This is a genomic window from Streptomyces mesophilus, from assembly GCF_011044995.1.
GTDB lineage: Bacteria > Actinomycetota > Actinomycetes > Streptomycetales > Streptomycetaceae > Streptomyces > Streptomyces mesophilus.
In genome coordinates, this window is the sequence record NZ_JAAKZW010000210.1 from 1 (window position 1) to 14,864 (window position 14,864).

The 14,864-nt window shown below is 70.4% G+C and carries 14 protein-coding genes and 2 pseudogenes; 9 read left to right on the forward strand and 7 right to left on the reverse strand.

Going from position 1 to position 14,864, the window contains the following annotated elements:
- From G6045_RS32520 to G6045_RS32535, 4 genes and pseudogenes are all read right to left on the reverse strand, one after another.
- Positions 1-539, reverse strand: a pseudogene (locus tag G6045_RS32520) (hypothetical protein); the annotation flags it as partial.
- A complete protein-coding gene (locus G6045_RS32525; protein WP_165335766.1) occupies positions 521-1,303 on the reverse strand; it encodes an ABC transporter ATP-binding protein in 783 nt (260 codons plus the stop codon). The pseudogene G6045_RS32520 and the gene G6045_RS32525, both read right to left, overlap by 19 nt.
- 204 nt (positions 1,304-1,507) lie before the next feature.
- Positions 1,508-2,878, reverse strand: a complete 1,371-nt coding sequence (locus tag G6045_RS32530) for an aspartate aminotransferase family protein (RefSeq protein WP_408056387.1) — start codon at positions 2,876-2,878, stop codon at positions 1,508-1,510.
- 2 nt (positions 2,879-2,880) lie between these two features.
- Positions 2,881-3,369: an Lrp/AsnC family transcriptional regulator gene (locus G6045_RS32535; protein ID WP_328707984.1), complete on the reverse strand. Its 489-nt coding sequence runs from the start codon at positions 3,367-3,369 to the stop codon at positions 2,881-2,883.
- 186 nt (positions 3,370-3,555) lie between these two features.
- Here G6045_RS32535 and G6045_RS32540 point away from each other — a divergent pair, with 186 nt between their 5' ends.
- On the forward strand, positions 3,556-4,992 hold the full coding sequence (locus tag G6045_RS32540; RefSeq protein ID WP_165335768.1) for a gamma-aminobutyraldehyde dehydrogenase: 1,437 nt from the start codon (positions 3,556-3,558) through the stop codon (positions 4,990-4,992).
- A 57-nt stretch (positions 4,993-5,049) separates the two neighbouring features.
- Here G6045_RS32540 and G6045_RS32545 read toward each other — a convergent pair whose 3' ends face one another.
- The gene (locus G6045_RS32545; protein ID WP_165335769.1) at positions 5,050-5,685 is read right to left on the reverse strand and encodes a hypothetical protein; all 636 of its coding nucleotides are present in this window, start codon (positions 5,683-5,685) and stop codon (positions 5,050-5,052) included.
- Between the two features lie 169 nt (positions 5,686-5,854).
- On the opposite strand from G6045_RS32545, the gene G6045_RS32550 reads away from it, so the two are divergent.
- The 7 genes from G6045_RS32550 to G6045_RS32580 all read left to right on the forward strand — a co-directional run bounded on the left by G6045_RS32550 (position 5,855) and on the right by G6045_RS32580 (position 11,835).
- Complete coding sequence (locus G6045_RS32550) at positions 5,855-6,508, forward strand: response regulator transcription factor (RefSeq protein WP_165335770.1); 654 nt, start codon at positions 5,855-5,857, stop codon at positions 6,506-6,508.
- Entirely contained in the window at positions 6,505-7,662 is a 1,158-nt protein-coding gene (locus tag G6045_RS32555) for a sensor histidine kinase (RefSeq protein WP_165335771.1), read from the forward strand. The genes G6045_RS32550 and G6045_RS32555 overlap by 4 nt, the downstream gene beginning before the upstream one ends.
- 90 nt (positions 7,663-7,752) lie before the next feature.
- Positions 7,753-8,943 (forward strand): ABC transporter substrate-binding protein, encoded by a 1,191-nt coding sequence (locus G6045_RS32560; protein WP_165335772.1) that lies wholly within the window; start codon positions 7,753-7,755, stop codon positions 8,941-8,943.
- 207 nt (positions 8,944-9,150) lie between these two features.
- Positions 9,151-9,678, forward strand: a complete 528-nt coding sequence (locus tag G6045_RS32565) for a hypothetical protein (RefSeq protein ID WP_165335773.1) — start codon at positions 9,151-9,153, stop codon at positions 9,676-9,678.
- Positions 9,679-9,694: 16 nt separating this feature from the next.
- On the forward strand, positions 9,695-10,468 hold the full coding sequence (locus tag G6045_RS32570) for an AraC family transcriptional regulator (protein WP_165335774.1): 774 nt from the start codon (positions 9,695-9,697) through the stop codon (positions 10,466-10,468).
- Between the two features lie 96 nt (positions 10,469-10,564).
- A complete protein-coding gene (locus G6045_RS32575) occupies positions 10,565-11,512 on the forward strand; it encodes a phytanoyl-CoA dioxygenase family protein (protein WP_206344485.1) in 948 nt (315 codons plus the stop codon).
- Entirely contained in the window at positions 11,509-11,835 is a 327-nt protein-coding gene (locus tag G6045_RS32580) for a hypothetical protein (protein WP_165335775.1), read from the forward strand. Before G6045_RS32575 ends, G6045_RS32580 begins: the two co-directional genes overlap by 4 nt.
- On the opposite strand, the gene G6045_RS32585 is transcribed toward G6045_RS32580, so the two are convergent.
- Together G6045_RS32585 and G6045_RS32590 are read right to left on the reverse strand one after the other, a co-directional pair.
- On the reverse strand, positions 11,825-13,000 hold the full coding sequence (locus G6045_RS32585; RefSeq protein ID WP_165335776.1) for a serine hydrolase domain-containing protein: 1,176 nt from the start codon (positions 12,998-13,000) through the stop codon (positions 11,825-11,827). The two genes, G6045_RS32580 and G6045_RS32585, sit on opposite strands and share 11 nt — an antisense overlap.
- 172 nt (positions 13,001-13,172) lie before the next feature.
- The gene (locus G6045_RS32590; RefSeq protein ID WP_328707985.1) at positions 13,173-14,204 is read right to left on the reverse strand and encodes an adenosine deaminase; all 1,032 of its coding nucleotides are present in this window, start codon (positions 14,202-14,204) and stop codon (positions 13,173-13,175) included.
- Between the two features lie 207 nt (positions 14,205-14,411).
- Here G6045_RS32590 and G6045_RS32595 point away from each other — a divergent pair.
- Positions 14,412-14,864 (forward strand): annotated as a pseudogene (locus G6045_RS32595) (hypothetical protein); the annotation flags it as partial.

The window sequence follows — 14,864 nt, forward strand, 5'->3', positions numbered from 1 at the left end:
GCGTGGTCGCGTTCGTCGCCGGGGCGCAGCCGACGCGGGCGCAGCACGACGGCGGCCGCGACGGAGGCCGCGAGCGGCACGAGGGCGAGCAGGGTGAGGACCGCGGCGAGCGGCAACGGCTGGCCCGCGCCCAGGAGTTCGGCCGCGTCGCCGTCCATCGGGAGGCCGGTCAGATCTCCCCGCAGATGCAGGAAGAACAGCAGCGCGAGCATCGAGCCGAGCGTGCAGGACACCAGGGTGTTCACCGCCGCGAGGATCATCAGCCGGTTGGGGCCGAGGCCCACCGCGGAGAGGCCCTGATGCGGGCGGGTGCCGGGATCGGTGCGGGCGACGGCCACCGCGAGCTGCACGGTCGCGGCGAGCGGCGGCAGACACCACAACAGGCGCAGCACCGAGGCGCGGCCCGCGTCGGGGTGGCCGAGGGCATAGCCCATCGTGCACAGGAGCAGAAAGCCCGTGCCGCCGGCGGCGGCCGCGACCGCGAGCCGGCGGAGCAGGACGACAGGGTGGGCGCCGCGGGCTAGACGGAGAGCGAGCACGCCGTCCCTTCCGCGGAGGGGCCGGCCGGGGTCGCGGCAGCGGCCGGAGCCGCGAGGAGACCGGACGAAGGCCCGGGCATCCGCAGCGAGTTGACCCTGCGCCCGTCGAGCAGCTGCACCGTACGGTCGGCGAGCGTGGCCACCTCGGCGTCGTGCGTGGCGAGCACCACCGTGATGCCGTGCGAGCGCGCCGCCGTCGTCAGCGTACGCAGGACCTGGGCGCGGTCGGCGCGGTGCAGGGGAGCGGTGGGCTCGTCGGCGAAGAGCACGGTCGGCTCGGTGACCAGGGCGCGGGCGATCGCCACGCGCTGCCGTTCGGCCTGGAGCAGGGCGTGCGGGCGCTTACGTGCGCAGGCGCCGATGTCGAGGCGCTCCAGCCACTCCGAAGCGGCCTTGCGGGCCGGGCGGTTGGGCACCTTGCGCAGCATCAGCGGCAGCGCGACGTTCTCCCACGCGGTCAGCTCGGGCACGAGCGCCGGCTCGGGGTCGATCCAGCCGAAGCGGTCGCGCCGCAGCCGCTCCCGTACGAGAGGGCCCATGGTGTGCACCGGCGTCGAGTTGAACCAGACCTCGCCCTGCTGCGGAACCAGCTGTCCTGACAGGCACTGGAGCAGGGTCGTCTTGCCGCAGCCGCGCGGACCGCCGACGGCGAGGATCTCGCCCTCGCGCACCTCCACGGAGACGCCGGTGAGGGCGGGTGAGCCGTTGTGCGAGACGTGCAGGGCGCGGGCCCAGAGCACGTTGTTGTCCGGCGGGGCCACCATGGCGTACACCTCGGTTCTGTCGTCTGCGGCCGGGGTGAAGGGCCGCTAAGTCCCGTACCCCATAAGGGGGAACGAGGCCTGCGGCCGATCGGTCACACGAACCGTAGGGACGAACCAGGACATAGCAGATAACGCGCGGCCCGGGCACCCCTGTTCTCACTCGAACGGGGCACCCGGGCCGAAGAGCGGGTCGTGCAGCGGGTCCTACAGCTTGGTCCACGCCTCCGTGAGCACGGTGCGCAGGATCTGCTCGATCTCGTCGAAGGTCGACTGGTCGGCGATCAGCGGCGGCGCGAGCTGGATGACCGGGTCGCCACGGTCGTCGGCGCGGCAGTAAAGACCGTTGTCGTACAGGGCCTTGGAGAGGAACCCGTACAGGACGCGCTCGGTCTCCTCGTCCGTGAAGGACTCCTTGGTGACCTTGTCCTTGACGAGCTCGATGCCGTAGAAGAACCCGTTGCCGCGGACGTCGCCGACGATCGGCAGGTCGTGCAGCTTCTCCAGGGTGGCCTTGAACGCGCCCTCGTTGTCGAGGACGTGCTGGTTCAGCTTCTCCTTCTCGAAGATGTCGAGATTGGCGAGGCCGACGGCCGCGGAGACCGGGTGGCCGCCGAAGGTGTAGCCGTGCAGGAAGGTGTTGTCACCCTTGTAGAACGGCTCGGCGATCTTGTCGGAGATGATGCACGCGCCGATCGGGGAGTAGCCCGAGGTCATGCCCTTGGCGCAGGTGATCATGTCCGGTACGTAGCCGAACTTGTCGCACGCGAACATCGTGCCGAGCCGGCCGAAGGCGCAGATGACCTCGTCCGAGACCAGCAACACGTCGTACTGGTCGCAGATTTCGCGGACGCGCTGGAAGTAGCCGGGCGGCGGCGGGAAGCAGCCGCCGGCGTTCTGCACCGGCTCCAGGAAGACGGCCGCGACGGTGTCGGGACCCTCGAAGAGGATCTCCTGCTCGATCTGGTCGGCGGCCCAGCGGCCGAAGGCCTCGGGGTCGTCGCCGTGGATCGGGGCGCGGTAGATGTTGGTGTTCGGTACCTTGTGCGCGCCGGGGACCAGCGGCTCGAACGGGGCCTTCAGGGCCGGGAGTCCGGTGATGGACAGGGCGCCCTGCGGGGTGCCGTGGTAGGCGACCGCACGCGAGATGACCTTGTACTTGGTGTGCTTGCCCTTGAGCTTGAAGTACTGCTTGGCGAGCTTCCATGCGGTCTCGACCGCTTCACCGCCGCCGGTGGTGAAGAAGACCTTGTTCAGGTCGCCGGGAGCGTGGTGGGCCAGACGCTCCGCCAGCTCGACGGCCTTGGGGTGGGCGTACGACCAGACCGGGAAGAAGGCGAGCTCCTGCGCCTGCTTGAACGCGGTCTCGGCCAGCTCCACGCGCCCGTGGCCCGCGTTGACCACGAACAGGCCCGCGAGCCCGTCGAGGTAGCGCTTGCCCTTGTCGTCGTAGATGTAAGTGCCTTCGCCGCGCACGATCGTCGGCACGGGCGCGTTCTCGTACGACGACATCCTGGTGAAGTGCATCCACAGGTGGTCGTAGGCGGTCTTGGAGAGGTCCTTGGTGCCTTGGCCCATGGTTATCGGGATCCCCATTGGTAGGTCTGCTTCTTGAGCTTGAGGTAGACGAAGCTCTCGGTGGAGCGCACGCCGGGAAGGACGCGGATGCGCTTGCTGATGACTTCGAGCAGGTGGTCGTCGTCCTCGCAGACGACTTCCGCGAGCAGGTCGAAGGACCCCGCGGTGAGCACCACGTACTCGACTTCGTCCATGGCCGTCAGTGCTTCGGCGACCGGGTCGAGGTCTCCCTCGACGTTGATGCCGAGCATCGCCTGCCGCCGGAAGCCCACGGTGAGCGGGTCGGTGACGGCGACGATCTGCATCACGCCTTGGTCGAGCAGTTTCTGCACCCGCTGCCGTACGGCTGCCTCGGACAGGCCCACGGCCTTGCCGATGGCGGCGTACGGGCGGCGTCCGTCCTGCTGTAGCTGCTCGATGATCGCCAGGGAGACGGCGTCGACGCCGTTCGGCGTGGGTGCCGATCTGTTTTCTGCGCTGCGACTGGCCACGGCCCCACTGTGCAGGACAGGTCGTCGGTCTTGCAAGTGCCGAGCGATGAAATTCGTTGTTTGAGGGTGTCGATCGCGCGGATTCCGTAGTTGTGACCTGAGAGGTATGTCGAAAGCGTCGGTCGTCGGACTAGGGTGGTGGTCTCACGTACTGGACAGGCAAGCACCACCATGGGAGGCCGGGCAGTGAGCACCGAACTGCGTCGTCTGCGGAACTACATCAACGGCGAATTCCGGGACGCGGCCGACGGCCGCACCACCGAGGTCGTGAACCCGGCCACGGGCGAGGCGTACGCGACGGCGCCGCTGTCGGGCCAGGCCGACGTCGACGCCGCGATGGAGGCGGCCGCGGCCGCGTTCCCCGCGTGGCGCGACCTCGTACCGGCCGAGCGCCAGAAGTACCTCCTGAAGATCGCCGACGCCTTCGAGGAGCGGGCCGAGGAGCTGATCGCGGCCGAGGTCGAGAACACCGGCAAGCCGATCGGTCTGACCCGTGACGAAGAGATCCCGCCGATGGTGGACCAGATCCGCTTCTTCGCGGGCGCGGCCCGGATGCTCGAAGGCCGTGCGGCCGGCGAGTACATGGAGGGTCTGACCTCGATCGTGCGCCGTGAGCCGATCGGTGTCTGCGCGCAGGTCGCGCCGTGGAACTACCCGATGATGATGGGCGTCTGGAAGTTCGCCCCGGCGCTGGCCGCGGGCAACACCGTCGTCCTCAAGCCCTCGGACACGACCCCCGCGTCGACCGTCCTGATGGCTGAGATCATCGGCTCGATCGTGCCGAAGGGCGTCTTCAACGTCATCGCCGGCGACCGTGACACCGGTCGCCTGATGGTCGAGCACAAGACGCCCGCGATGGCCTCCATCACCGGCTCCGTGCGCGCCGGCATGCAGGTCGCCGAGTCCGCGTCCAAGGACCTCAAGCGCGTCCACCTGGAGCTCGGCGGCAAGGCGCCCGTCGTGGTCTTCGAGGACACCGACCTCGCCAAGGCCGTCGAGGACATCTCGGTCGCGGGCTTCTTCAACGCCGGCCAGGACTGCACCGCCGCGACCCGTGTGCTCGTGCACGAGTCCATCCACGACGAGTTCGTGACCGCCCTCGCCAAGGCGGCGGCCGACACCAAGACCGGTATGCCGGACGACGAGGACGTGCTCTACGGTCCGCTGAACAACCCCAACCAGCTCGCCCAGGTCACCGGCTTCATCGACCGTCTCCCGGCGCACGCGCGGGTCGAGGCGGGCGGCCACCGGGTCGGCGAGAAGGGCTACTTCTACGCGCCGACCGTCGTCTCGGGCCTCAAGCAGGACGACGAGATCATCCAGAACGAGGTGTTCGGGCCGGTCATCACCGTCCAGTCCTTCTCCTCCGAGGAGCAGGCCGTCGAGTACGCGAACGGCGTCGAGTTCGCCCTCGCCTCCTCGGTGTGGACCAAGGACCACGCGCGCGCGATGCGTATGTCCAAGGTCCTCGACTTCGGCTGTGTGTGGATCAACACCCACATCCCGCTGGTCGCCGAGATGCCGCACGGCGGCTTCAAGAAGTCCGGTTACGGCAAGGACCTCTCGGCGTACGGGTTCGACGACTACACCCGTATCAAGCACGTGATGACGTCGCTGGGCTGACAGCCCGGGCACTGACGTGAAGGGCGGTCCCGCGAGGTGCGGGGCCGCCCTTCGGCGTCAGGCGCTCTCCTTGGTGCCCGGCCTTGCGTCGTCGTGCAGCTCGTCGTGCAGCTCCCCATGCAGCATGGGTCCCTTGTGCATGTCGTGCCTGCCCGGTCCGCCCGGTCCGCCCGGTCCGCCCGGTCCGCCCGGCTTGTGCGGAGGTGCGGGCTCGTCGGGCAGGGGTGCGCCCGCCTTCTCCATGATCGGTGCGCAGATGGCGTGCGCCTTCTTGTGCGCCTTCGAGTGCGGGTCGAACTGCTTGCCGGTGCCGTCCAGTTCGAGCCGTACGCCGCCGTTTTCAGCAGCCGAGACCGTGAACTCGGGGAAGCCCTTCACCCCGTTCTCGCGCATGCACTCCGAGAAGTCCGCGGCGCCCTGCTTCACCTTGGCGACGTCGCCGCTCTTGAGCATCATCACCATTTTGAAGCCGGACCCGTGCTCCTTGTCCTTCGCGGGCGGATTCGGACGTTCGTATCCCGGCGGGGTGTCGGAGCCGTCGGACGCCATGGCCTGCACGGAGAAGACGGTGCCGAGCGCCATCGCCGAAAGGAGCGCGCCCGCCGCGACCAACCGCCGTGTCCTGGAGCGTGCCGGAAGCTCGGGCGGAGTCGGCGGGTGCTGCGGCATGGGCGGTACGGGCGGCGTGTCCATGGGGTCCTCCTTGAGGAGCCGGTGACGCTTCAGGAGCGGGTGACGCACCCAGCAGACCCCGCAGCCGGTTACAGCACGGGAACAGCGCCAACGTCCCGGCGCTGACCAGCAGTTCCTTACGCGCTCCTCACTTACGCCCCCGTAACCGCCCCGCCGCGACACTGCGGACATGCGCGTGCTGGTGGTCGACGACCATGTGGAGCTGGCCGAGACGGTCGCCGGGGGACTGCGCCGCGAAGGCATCGCGGTCGACCTCGCCTTCGACGGGCTCACCGCCCTCGAGCGGGCCGAGGTCAACGGGTACGACGTGGTCGTCCTCGACCGTGACCTGCCCGCCCTGCACGGCGACGAGGTGTGCGCCGCGCTGATCCGGGGCGGCAGCCGGGCCCGCGTCCTGATGCTCACCGCGTCCGGGCGGGTCGCCGACCGGGTGGAAGGGCTCGCGCTCGGGGCCGACGACTATCTGGCCAAGCCCTTCGCGTTCGCCGAACTGGTCGCCCGGATCCGCGCCTTGGCCCGCCGCGCCCAGCCCGCACTCCCGCCGGTCCTGATCCGCGGCGAGCTGCGGCTCGATCCGGCCCGGCGCACCGCGAGCCGGCAGGGCAGGGAACTGGCGCTCAGCCCCAAGGAGTTCGCCGTCCTCGAGCTCCTGATGGGTGCGCAGGGGGCCGTGGTCTCCGCCGAGGAGCTCCTCGAACGGGCCTGGGACGAGGCGGCGGACCCGTTCAGCCAGACCGTGAAGGTCACGGTCAGCAGACTGCGCCGCAAACTCGGCGAACCGCAGGTGATCGAGACCGTGGAGCGGGCGGGGTACCGGCTGTGAGATCTGTACGGGGCGCGCTCCCGCGCACCATCCGCTGGCGGCTGACCCTGCTCTACAGCGGCCTGTTCATCGTCGCGGGCACGCTGCTGCTCGCCATCACGTACGTCCTGGTCTCCCAGGCTTCGGCCGCCGACGCGATGCACTCCTCGGTGCAGATGCCGAAGTTGCTCGAAGGTCTTCCGGCCACCGAGAAAGGGCTGCACAAGGTCGTCGAGAAAGAGGTCGCGGGCGCCCGCGACGACCAGCTCGACGATCTGCTCGTCCAGTCGGCCTTCGCCCTCGCCGTCATGGCCGCCGCGTCCCTGCTGCTCGGCTGGCTGATCGCCGGACGCGTGCTCTCACCCCTGCGCACCATGACCGCGGGCGCCCGCCGCATCTCCGCGGACAACCTGCACGAGCGGCTCGCGGTCCGCGGCCCGGACGACGAACTCAAGGCGCTCGCCGACACCTTCGACGATCTGCTCGCCCGCCTCGAGGACTCCTTCGCGGCCCAGCGCCAGTTCGTCGCCAACGCCTCGCACGAACTGCGCACCCCGCTCACGCTCCAGCAGGCCGTCATCGACATCACGCTCTCGGACCCCGGCGCGGACCGGGAAGCCCTGCGCGACGCGCTCGGCCGGGTCCGCTCGGCCGGGTGTCAGCAGGAGCGCCTCATCGACGCCCTGCTCACCCTTGCGCGCAGCCAGCGCGGGCTGCAGCGTGAGGAGTACGTGGATCTGGCCCTGTTGGTGCAGGGGCTGCTGCCCACGGGCGACGGCCTCCGGGTGGAGACCGAGCTCGACGCGGCACCGGTCCTGGGCGACGCCCAGCTCCTGGAGCGCCTCGTCACCAACCTCCGCGACAACGCCGTACGCCATAACGCTCCCGGTCCGGACGGCAGTTGGGTCAGCCTGCGCACCGGCCTGCGGGACGGACGCCCCACCCTGCGGATCTCCAACAGCGGCCCGGTGATCCGGGCCGATCAGGTCGCCGGCCTGTTCCAGCCCTTCCGCCGCCTCGGCCCCGACCGGGTGCGCGGCAACGACAGCGGTCAGGGCCTCGGTCTTTCCATCGTCGCGGCGGTGACCTCGGCACACGGGGGAGAGGTCCGCGCGTGGCCGCGCGCCGAGGGCGGTCTGGACGTGGAGGTGAACCTTCCTGCGGTCTCGTCATGAGGCCGCCGCTGGACAGGGTGTCGGGTCGTGGGCCCACCGCTCGACGCCCCGTCCATTGCCCGGGCTCACGGGCCGGGAGAAGCTGCGTGGGTGCGTACGAACCGAAGCCTCAGCCCGCTGTCCCGCCGGAATCTGCTGCGAGCCCTCGGCGGTGGCGCGGCCCTCGGGGCGCTGGCCGGATGCGGGGTGCAGGCCGCGTACATCGGGCCCGAGGACCGGGCCGCGTCCGACCGCTCGGGACGCGAGAAGAAACTGACCTTCGCCAACTGGCCGCTGTACATCGACACCGACGACGAGAGTGAGTCGCTCCGGCCTACGCTGGCCGCCTTCGAGGAGCGCACGGGGATCTCCGTGCGCTACACCGAGGAGATCAACGACAACGACGAGTTCTTCGGCAAGATCAGCCCGTCCCTGATCAACGGGCAGGAGACCGGCCGGGATCTGATCGTCATCAGCGACTGGATGTGCGCCCGTTTCGTACGGCTCGGCTGGGTCCAGGAGATGGACCGCTCGCGCCAGCCCAATGTCACCAAGTACCTCGACCCGCTCCTGCGCGACCCGCACTTCGACCGTGGCCGTATGTCGACGGTGCCCTGGCAGTCGGGCATCACCGGCATTGCGTACAACCGCAAGGCCCTCGGCCGCGAACTGCGCTCGGTCTCCGACCTGTGGGCGGACGATCTGAAGGGCAAGGTCACCCTCCTGTCCGGTCTGGACGAGGCGTTCGCGCTGCTCATGCAGGGCGAAGGCGTGGACATCACGCGCTGGAAGGCGGACGACTTCCACCACGTCTGCGACCGGGTCGAGAAGCTCGTCGACTCGCGCCACATCCGGCGCTTCACCGGCAACGACTACCTCAAGGACCTGGAGAGCGGCGACGTCCTCGCCTGCCAGGCGTACTCGGGCGATGTGATCCAGCTCCAGGCGGACAAGCCGGAGATCGAGTTCCTGATCCCCGAGGAGGGCGCCGAACTCTGGTCGGAATCCCTGATGATCCCCAACCTGGCCCGGCACAAGGCCAACGCGGAACTCCTCGTCGACCACTACTACGACCCGGAGGTCGCGGCCGAACTCGCCGCTTGGGTCAACTACGTCTGCCCGGTCCCGGCGGCGCGCGACGTCCTGGCGAACTCCAAGGACGAGGAGACGGCGGCCCTCGCCGAGGACCCGCTCATCTTCCCCGACGACGCGATGCGGTCCCGCCTGGCGATCGCCCGTGACATCACGCCCGAGGAGCGGCCGGAGCTGTCGAAGCGGTGGAACGGGATCGTGGGGCTCTGAGTCCGCCGCCCTCATCCGCCGTGGACTGCGCGCCCGCCGCGCTCAGTGGGCGGCGAGCAGCTTCACGCCGACCACGACAAGGCCGAGCGCGGACATCGCGCCCGGTGCGGTGCGACAGGCTCGCCGCCTCACAGCTGAGTCCACCTGCGGGCCGAGAAGTCGGGACCCTGCTTTTGAACGTGTTCAACGAAGGCGTACGCTCCTGCCATGAGCGAGCGAGCCGCCCTTCTGAAGGGCATCCGTGCGTGGCTGGTCTTCTTCGTCGTGTGTCTGGTGCTGAGCGGGGCCACGGCCTTCCCGCTGGTGCATGAACTGCGCTGGACGGAGGACCTGTTGAGGTGGCTGTCCGTCGGTGACCATCTGCCCGCTCTGATGGAGTGGATAGAGCGGGTCAGGCAGGGCCTGGACACGGCCGACGCGGACTACCCGTTCCTGCTCTACGGCACCGACTGGCTGGCCTTCGCCCACCTCGTCATCGCCGTGGCGTTCTACGGGCCGTACCGCGATCCGGTGCGCAACATCTGGGTGATCGAGTTCGGCATGATCGCCTGTGCCGGGATCATTCCGCTGGCCCTGATCTGCGGACCGATCCGGGGGATTCCCGTCTGGTGGTCGGTGATCGATATGGCCTTCGGGGTGTTCGGGGTGATTCCGTTGTACGTGGTGTGGCGGCGGATCAAGCGGCTCGAGACGCTGACCGGGGCCTACCGCCCGGCGGCGGCTGTGGCCGGCTGAGCGGGAGGAGCGGGGCGTGGTCCAGACGGTTGCCGTCCGGCTCGACGAGCCGCCCGAGCCGGTGGCGATCGGGATCGGAGTCCACGGTACGGACGGGCAGGTGGACGACTTCCTGCTGCCCGATCTGTGGCAGTTCCATTTCTACGACTACACCGCCGACTTGACCGTGGGCGGCACCGGGCACGTCCTGCGCCCCGGCTCCGTCAGTCTCGTGCCGCCCGGCACGCCGGTGCGCTACCACTACCGCGGCCGCTCCGAACACCTCTACGTCCATCTGCGTCTCGGTACGGGCGGTGACCCGCGGGACGTGCCGGCCGTGCAGCACGCGGGGGCCCAGGCGGTGGCGCTCGACGGGCAGTTGCGGCAGGCGCTCGCCGCGTGGCCGCAGACACGCGGGCGGGCGGCGGCCGAGGTGTGGGCCGCGCTGTGGCGGGTGGCCGGGCTCGCTCCGCCGCAGGGCCGCGGGGCCCGGGCGCCGCATCCCGCGGTGGGCGCCGCGGTGGCGCTGATCGAGCAGCGGCTCGCGCAGCCGCTGGCCGTGTCCGAGATCGCGAAGGAAGTCGGCGTCTCCCACAACCATCTGACCCGGCTATTCCGTACGGCCACCGGGCAGACGGTGGTCGGCTATGTCCGGGCCCGGCGGATGGAGCGGGCCCGGCACCTGCTGCGGGCCAGCACCCTGTCCATCCCCGCGATCGCCGCCACGGTCGGCATTCCGGACCTCCAGGCGTTCAACAAGGCCTGCCGCCGCGAGCTCGGGGCTTCGCCGCGGGGCATCAGGGGCGCGTAGCGCGAGCGGGGCGCCTGGCGCGAGGGTGAGAATCGACCACTGGACGGTGAACGCGACCCACCCGCTTTCCGTACGACCGCTCCTAGCGTGTGGGTCATGACGGAAACCGAGGTGACGAAGAATCCGGGCGGTGCACTGCTCAGTTCGGTCCGGATGGCGCGGTTCGTGGCGCGCGGTTCGCTGCGGCTCGACGCGGTGGTGCCGGACGAGATGAACGCCGAGGCGCTGCGGGTGCTCGCGCGAGGCATGGCGCCCGTGCCGTACGGAACGCCGGTCTCCCAGGCGTACGCGCAAGGGTCGTTCGCTCAGCGGCTGCTCGAACTTCCGCAGGTGGCAGGGGCGTTGTACAGCCTGGTGGGCGGGGAGCCGGCCATCGACCACCACGCCGTGCACATCCGCGAGCCGCACGGCGGCGAGGCCCAGCCGTTGCACGCCGACGCCATCATCGACGTACGGCAGGACGCCTTCGACGTCCAGCTCATGTACTACCCGCAGGACGTGACCCTTGAGATGGGCGGCACCCTCAGCGTGCCGGGCAGCCATCTGCGGCGGACCAATGAGACCGACACCGGCCGCTACCAGAACCTGCGCGGCCAGGACCGCCTCGTCTGCCCGGCGGGCACGGTGGTGTTCCTGCACCACGGGCTGTGGCACGGGGGCCGGCGCAACGACAGCGACACCGTCCGCTACATGTTCAAGATCCGCTTCGCTCCCCGGGAGCGGCAACGGCTCCTGTGGGACACCGCGGACCTGCACGACCCGCGGGTGCGTACCGAACTGGACGCGCAATTCCCCTGGTACGAGCAGGCCGCGGGCCGCCTGGAGCGGTACAACCGGGTACTGCTGTGGCGTGAGTTGACCGGGGACGCCGCCTTCGACCTCGTCGACCCGTGGGTCACGCGTGTGACCAACCGGCCCGCTGCGGGGAGGCCCGCCGCGGGGAGGCCCGCCGCGGGGAGGCCCGCCGCGGGGAGGCCCGCTGTGGAGAACCCTGCCCCTGCCACCGCCCCTGCCCCCGCCCGCTCCGAGGAGGACGCCGCATGACCCTCGATACGACGCCCCCCGTTCCCGTGCTGCGGCAGCGGGTGCTGGTCCTCTACCTCTCCACCTCGGCCCTCGACTCCCCGGTCGTCGGCTGGTCCCGCTACGACGGAACCGGCCGCACCTCCCCGACCACGGGCGACAGCGACGAACCCCCGTACGAGACGGGCGTGGCGGCCCTCCTCGACGGCTGGCGCCTGATCCAGGCCGCCCAGCTGATCCCGCCGTATCCGGGCGGCGAGTACGACGTCTCGTTCCTGAAGCACGAGTTCGTGTTCGAGCAGCTGGTCGACATGAGCGCCGCGGACGGCTCCGTCACTGGTTGAACGCGGGGAACGCGAAGCGCATCGCCAGGGGGCCGCCGTCCCGGTGGGCGTCGGTGGCGTTGACCGAGTAGACGACCGTGCGGGAGAGGTCCGGGGTCGCGGCGATGACCGTGTGGAAGCCGGGCCGTGCGCCGGTCTTGCCCCAGACGACCTTGCCGTTGATCTTGTACCGCTGCAGACCGGCCGCCATGGTGGCCGCTTCGCCCGTCTCGATGTCGTCCACCGACGGGCGCGTGAACATCTCCTTCAGCTGCGGCTCGGGCACGATCCGGCCGCGGAAGAGGGCCACCATGAAACGCTCCAGGTCCCTGGCCGAGGAGATCATGTCGCCGGCGGCGAAGCGGTCGGTCACGTTCCACTCGGTGACATCGACGAGTTCGCCGTTCAGCTCCTGGTATCCGCGGTGGTGCGGGCCGCGGATCCTGGGGTCGGAGCCCGGGAAGTACGAGTCGCGCATGCCGAGCGGGCGGAAGATCCGCTGGGCCGCCTGATGGGCGAACGTGTCACCGGTGACCTTCTCGATGATCAGGCCGAGCACCGTGTAGTGGATGTTGGAGTACCGCTGGTACTCACCCGGCTTGTGCAGCGGGCCCGCCGCCACGGAGGCCGCGAGGACCTCCTGGGGCGTCAGCGTCTTGAAGCGGTTCGCGTACAGCTCCTCGTCGGTCTCACCGAGGGCGGCACCCGGCTTCAGACCGCTGGTGTAGTTGAGCAACTGCCGTACGGTGATGGGCTCGAAGGTGCCCGCGGGCAGCAGGCCCGGCAGGTACTCCTGGACCGTTCCGTCCAGGTCGAGGGTGCCGTCCGCGACCAGCCGCAGGGTGAGCGCCGCGGTCACGATCTTCGTGGTCGAACCGGCGCGGAAGCGGACGTTGTCTCTGGCCGGTGCACCGGTCTTCAGATTGCTGACGCCCGCGACGCCCTGCCAGGTGCCGTTGCCCCCGACCCGTATCAGGGCCGCCGTGGCCTGCTGGTCGGGCAGGCCCCGCAGCGCGGTCTCGAGCGCCTCGACATCCGGACCGCTGGACTGTGCGGCGGTGGCGGTGGCGGTGGCGGTGTCGGCCGCGGGCCGGCCGTCGGCGAAGGCCGGGGAGGCGAGGGTGCCGCCGGCGGCGAGGCCGAGGACGAGGGCGGCGGCGACGGTCGTACGCAGGGAAGCACGCATGCGGGTAGCTCCAAGAGGCCGTTGGCGCACCCGAGTTGGCGCACCACTTGTTGACGCCTCTCATCCTGCTGATCATGCGACCGCGGCGGATCATCGCTGCGGAGGGTGCCGCCCCTGGGGTGACCCTGGGGCGGCGGGGGCCCGGCGTGCTGGAGTTCTCAGGGGCGATCCCTTACGGGGCGAGCCACCGCTCCGTGTAGGTGTCGATCTCCGTGGTGATGCGGTGCTTGCCCTTCGGGTCGAGGAATGAGGCCTCCACTGCGTTCTTCGCCAGGGCCGCGACGCCCCGTTCGTCGAGGGCGAGCAGCCGGGCCGCCACCGCGTACTCGGAGTTGAGGTCCGTGCCGAACATCGGAGGGTCGTCGGAGTTGATGGTGACGAGTACGCCCGCCTCGGCCATCTCCTTGATGGGGTGCTCGTCGAGCGTGGTCACCGCGCGCGTGGCGATGTTGGACGTCGGGCAGACCTCGAGCGGGATGCGGTGCTCGGCCAGGTGCTTGAGGAGGTCCGGGTCCTGGGTGGAGCTGGTGCCGTGGCCGATGCGTTCGGCGCCGAGCTCGTTGAGCGCGTCCCAGATGGTGCCCGGGCCCGTGGTCTCGCCCGCGTGCGGGACCGAGTGCAGACCGGCGGCGAGCGCACGGTCGAAGTACGGCTTGAACTGCGGGCGCGGCACGCCGATTTCGGGCCCGCCGAGACCGAACGAGACCAGGCCCTCGGGGCGCAGCGCATCGTCCGTCGCGAGGCGTGCGGTCACCTCGGCGGACTCCAGACCGGCCTCGCCCGGGATGTCGAAGCACCAGCGCAGGATGGTGCCGAACTCGGACTCGGCCGCCTTGCGCGCGTCCTCGATCGCCTCCATGAAGGCGCGCTCGTCGATGCCCCGGCGCACCGAGCTGTACGGGGTGACCGTGAGCTCCGCGTAGCGGATGTTCTGGCGGGCCATGTCGCGGGCCACCTCGAAGGTGAGCAGCCGTACGTCCTCGGGGGTGCGCACCAGGTCCACGACGGCGAGGTAGACCTCGATGAAGTGGGCGAAGTCCGTGAACGTGAAGAAGTCCGCGAGTGCCTCGGGATCGGTGGGCACCTTTGAGTCCGGGTGACGGGCGGCGAGGTCCGCGACGATGCGGGGCGAGGCCGAGCCGACGTGGTGCACGTGCAGTTCGGCCTTGGGCAGCCCGGCGATGAAGGGGGTCAGATCCGTCACGGTCACGGCGTCCTCCGGATGCGGTGCGATGCGATGGGGTTGCGGTGTTGTTGCGACGCGGTCCGCAGGGTTCTGGGGATTTCTCGTCGGGATCATCGTAGGTGCGGGGGTACGGGCAGAGTCCGTGCACCCGGAATCGGGCGGGCGGAAACCGCCAGGGGCGGGCGCCGTAGCATGGCGTGACGTGCGGATGTGAAGGGAACGGCGATGTCCGAGCAAGCAGACCAGACGCCCGGCGAGCGGGAGCGGCAGGACCCGTGGGCGCCCCCTGCGGAGCGGACGGTTCCGGACACGGGCGACTCCGCCGTCTCCGGTGCCAGGCCGCCGGAGCCGGAGACGGAGACGGAGCCGGAGGCTCGGACGCTGTCGGGGTCCGAGGTGGAGACCTCCTCCGAGGCGGAGACGGTCGGCGTCTCCGGTTCCGAGGCGGAGACCGTCGGTGTCTCCGGGCGTGAAGGAGAGGCGGCCGCTGCCGCCGGGTCCACCGCCCCCGAGGCCGAGACCATCGGCGCCACCCCGCCCGGCCCGCACGACGGCGGGACCCTCCTGGACGCGAGCGCCGAACTCCCCGCCCCGGCGCACCCCGAGGTCTCCCTGAGCAAGCCCGCGCCGCACACCGAGCCGCCCGCTCCCCACACCGCACCGCCCGCACCGCCCGCA

Bases quoted from the DNA above. Each gene is read 5' to 3' on its own strand.
- G6045_RS32525 (WP_165335766.1), bottom strand. From the start codon at position 1,303: ATGGTGGCCCCGCCGGACAACAACGTGCTCTGGGCCCGCGCCCTGCAC.
- G6045_RS32530 (WP_408056387.1), bottom strand. From the start codon at position 2,878: ATGGGCCAAGGCACCAAGGACCTCTCCAAGACCGCCTACGACCACCTG.
- G6045_RS32545 (WP_165335769.1), bottom strand. From the start codon at position 5,685: ATGGACACGCCGCCCGTACCGCCCATGCCGCAGCACCCGCCGACTCCG.
- G6045_RS32550 (WP_165335770.1), top strand. From the start codon at position 5,855: ATGCGCGTGCTGGTGGTCGACGACCATGTGGAGCTGGCCGAGACGGTC.
- G6045_RS32565 (WP_165335773.1), top strand. From the start codon at position 9,151: ATGAGCGAGCGAGCCGCCCTTCTGAAGGGCATCCGTGCGTGGCTGGTC.
- G6045_RS32575 (WP_206344485.1), top strand. From the start codon at position 10,565: ATGACGGAAACCGAGGTGACGAAGAATCCGGGCGGTGCACTGCTCAGT.
- G6045_RS32580 (WP_165335775.1), top strand. From the start codon at position 11,509: ATGACCCTCGATACGACGCCCCCCGTTCCCGTGCTGCGGCAGCGGGTG.
- G6045_RS32585 (WP_165335776.1), bottom strand. From the start codon at position 13,000: ATGCGTGCTTCCCTGCGTACGACCGTCGCCGCCGCCCTCGTCCTCGGC.